3 protein-coding genes are annotated in these 4,161 nt (G+C 42.8%); all 3 read right to left on the bottom strand.

Going from position 1 to position 4,161, the window contains the following annotated elements; translation table 11 throughout:
- Positions 1-151: 151 nt before the first annotated feature.
- On the bottom strand, positions 152-1,594 hold the full coding sequence (locus AC3LHT_RS02725) for a C1 family peptidase (RefSeq protein WP_488661896.1): 1,443 nt from the start codon (positions 1,592-1,594) through the stop codon (positions 152-154).
- A gap of 12 nt (positions 1,595-1,606) precedes the next feature.
- A complete protein-coding gene (locus AC3LHT_RS02730; RefSeq protein WP_488661897.1) occupies positions 1,607-3,097 on the bottom strand; it encodes a hypothetical protein in 1,491 nt (496 codons plus the stop codon).
- A 155-nt stretch (positions 3,098-3,252) separates the two neighbouring features.
- Positions 3,253-4,161: sodium/glutamate symporter family protein (locus AC3LHT_RS02735; protein WP_488661898.1), on the bottom strand; the 909-nt coding region annotated here is incomplete at its 5' end.

Raw genomic sequence — 4,161 nt, forward strand, 5'->3', positions numbered from 1 at the left:
AATCATAAAAATCAGAAGGATTTTCTGCATGTAACCAATGACTGGCTCGTTGAACAACCTGTATTCTTGAATTTGGAAAATGTGCATGGATAAGATCCTCATCAGAACTGCTAATGTATCCTGAAAAGGCACCCTTTAAACTTAAATAAAGTCAGTCTGCGTCATTCCATATCATAAGGAATCTGGTAACATCTTCATGATCTACATAACCATCTCTGGGGATTGAAATATCATAATCTGAGTCATAAGTAAACATGTGATCCATAAGCAATTGATAATCCGCTTCATCCACATCGCCATCATCATTAAAATCGATATCTTCTGTTAGGGCATAGTTTTCTTCAAAGAGCGGCACATACATCATTCTGTATTCGATCATCCAAGGTGTGATTCCAAAGCCATATGTAGCGGAAATATCATATAGCTCTTCTGAAACCATTGGAACAACGTAATAGCCATTCCAACCCCAGTACGGGCTCCAGCTGTTTTTGATAACCCAGAACTCTGTGGCATACCATGTTAATCCGGTGAATGGATCATAAACTTCAACGCTTGTGGCATCTGACGACACCCAACCAAGTTCCTTTACTGCATCCATGTCCAGCCAGCCGACAAGAGTTACTGCATGACCGCCTGTCAACTGGTTCGTGGTAGGTATGTATATACCTCCAACATAATAATTGAAATCTGCAGGAACGCTGTAAGATACACCAAGAGCTCCGAATTTGATGATTGCTTCCTTGATGGAATTAATATACACCTGGTAAGGATAGCCTATCCAGCTCAGCTCATCCCCGTAATAAATCCCCACTGTTTTTGTGCTCCGAATCAAATTCTCTTCCCAACTATTGTTAGTGGGATTCCAGCTGATCCAGGGATTAAGATCGAATGTGCTGTAGGGGAAATCACTTTCTTGAGGAATGCCATATCTTATGCTGTTGTATGTTGAGAAGTGCTGATTTCCACCAACGTCCATATTGGAATCCTGAATAATAGCATCGCTTTGCAATGGATCATACCAGGATTCACTATATATGTCCCAGTCTATATCGTGGAAAGCCACAAACTGCTCTGACAAATCATAGTTGTCCTCTTCCAGTTCCCAGGGGAAAATTGTGGCTTCGCCGGTGAGCCCGTCTTTCTGTACCTGCAAAGCACTTTCAAAAGATGCTACCGTTGCAAAAGCCCAGCAGGTACCGTGAAAGCCCTGGTCTCTCACCGGTGTGTGAATCTGAATGAAGCTTGATGGAAGTGGTGTGTCAAACATTGCAAAATAAAGGAATTCAGTAGAATATAGCTGTGCGTCGCGGGTTGTGGCGCTGTCGTTAAAGAAATAATTGTGCATATCCTTTCTTGCTTTTTCTGGCAAATCTCTGGTTCCAGCCCACTTGTTGATTAGGCTATCCAAACTGCTTATACCAGCAGCTTCGTATTCTTCTAAAACTTCTGATACGCCAGCTTTCCAGGGAAGGCCAAGTTCTGCAATTTTGCTGTTAATCTCTGCAGCCCTTTGCGTAGCTTCATCTATCAAAGAACCAGCGAACAGAGCAGAAGCCATGACAAGCACAGTAATCAAAATGAATAATTTTTTCATTATAACCACCCCTTACATTCCGGCCGCTTCGGGCGCAGGGATATTTACATAATACCCGAAGTTGTCCACAACTATACCATCGATTACCCGGTTGTTGGAGTCTCTAATAAAATAGTTATTGTCAATGGCAATCACCGGAGATTCTCCATTCATATCAACGCCAAACTTCAATGTAATAACTGCAAGCACGTCATCTTGCGTTTCGGGTTCGTCTTCGCCATTGACAAAGCCTCTGCACAGGGTTACCTCTCCTTCATCAGCAACGTACCCTGATAGATCCTTCATGTCATCCATGAAGTCAGGGAAGCTGACGTCTTCAACTTCAAGGCCATTGTCAAAGGAAAGCGTTGTCTGAATATACATGAGGTTAGCATCTCTTGCAGTATCAGGTTCATAGTAGTCATGAATGTCTTCCAAGGCGTAATCTCTGACATTGGGAGCCACTACATATATTTCCATGGTTCCAGAAGCGTCAGTGGAAGCCGGTGTGATCGTGTTTGGGAAGTAATAAATCTCGGGCTTCTCAGAGTTATCATATCTTTCATCAAACCTGAAAGTCATATAACCGTAGCCCCAATTGCCAAGCTCATCATATCCACTGACATAAATCAGGTAAGAATGCCCAATTTCAAAAATGTGATCGAGGTAAGCTATCCCATCAGGTGTGTAAAGCGTAACCAATTCATCATTAACAAGCATTCCAGAAACAGCGGGATCCCACGGGATCCAATCTGTAAGCCAGACACTCAAATCCTCAGCATCTCTAAATCTTATCTCAACAGCAGAGACAGGCTCGTTGAACTCCCATCCTATATAGGCATACCTTCCAAAAGGCCTGATATCACCATCTGCAAGATTAGCTGCTGTTCTGTCTGAACCGTAGATCATAGGAGAGGGTCCGGTTGTATCAACCCTGAAATCAAAGGTTGCAGGTAATTCTCCGGATTCAGCGATTTTCACCGACAACGTATGCCAGCCATCAGACAGACCAGAAAAAGTTGCCGAACAATCAGCTGTTTCAACCCCTGCAGCACCATCCAGTGAATAGATATAACTGTGAGTCAACCCATCAACTGGTTCCCATTCAATGGTGACTTCATCAGTGGCATATTCATTTTCGGCATTGAGGAAGTCTATGCCACTGGAGTATACACGGAAACTCTCATGGTTCGACTCGGTTGATGCTGGGCCTTTGTTAAATACACCGGTCCTGGTCTGGAAATTAGCAGTTACCCAAACTTCATAATCGCCGGTTTCCAGTGTTGTAGCGTAAGAAGTGCTATCCCCAAGGGGCACTTCCACGGTACCAATATGCAGGGTATAATCCTCTGCTATCAGCTCATCCTGGGAAGTTAGCCCCCAGCTGAAGGTAACTTCTGTTCCGGCCGGAATATCTCCCACCGGGTTTACAGTGAGTGTCAAAACAGCGTAGGAAAGCTTGAAACAGGACGTAAGCAACAACAAGGTCAAGAGCAGTACAAAAAGCAAGACAAACTTCTTCACATAAATCCCCCCTTCTACAAATTGGAATGAAACCAACCATAAAAAATTATATCATTCGCCTACCAACAAATAAAAACAACTGAGCAAAAATTTTTTTCATGACATATCGCAAATACTAAATGTAGGATTAACATTGTAAGAGGTGGCATATATCGTTATTTGCTATTTGAACGTTTGACCTTCAAGAACCAGAAAATATAGAGTAGCCCAAAATACAGGGCAAGCGCCCCGAGGGTATAAAGATAATAACTGGGCTTTCCCAGTTTGTAGCCAAGTATAGGAATATTAATTATTATCATGAGAGGCAACCCAAGGAAGAGGGCAAGCCCACTCCCAATAACCATATCCTCTGCTGTGCCTGATTCAAATTGAGGGTCAACTTCTCTGAGCAGTGCAATGCCTGTTGAGATGGTTCCAGTATGCATGCCAAAGAAGGTAACGATATGTTCGAGCACGGCTCTCTTGTAAATCCTCTTCGAGAAATATATCGTGTAAAGCATGGTAACGATTCCTCCAACCGTTGTGATGACAAATATGGGAACTATATATTCCTTGATGAGTTCCAGGGAAATAGCGGCTATTGAAGCTGCTACCATGTAATCAAATACGATACCGGCCACTCTCTGAAGAAGGAAAGAATTGAGGTACTCTATTTTCTTCTTTTTTCTAATAATGTCATATCCCCTTCTGAACGAGAAGGCAAAGATAACGCCTATAACGAAATGAAAGCCCCAGAGTACCTGCGCAAAGGTTTCGCCAAAAGTCCCAAAGTTTCCTATCCAACCTGTAAAGTATTTAAGGAAAAGGTAGGTAACAAGATAAACCGAACCAATGCTCATAACTTGTATAGTCATACCATCAATATCTGAAAATTCGTAGTCCTTGACCAGCGTTTCGACTCTTTCTACAATTTTGGGCTTTTCGATAGGTATGCCGACAGACTTTTTTCTCCTCACCATGATGTTCAACATGGCAACACCACCAAAAGCAGCCCAGAGAAAGCCAATTGTAGCAATGGTTAACCCTATTGTTCCACCGTTAGCAAAGCCCAGAGCTTCCCATTG

The organism is Kosmotoga sp., assembly GCF_982836095.1.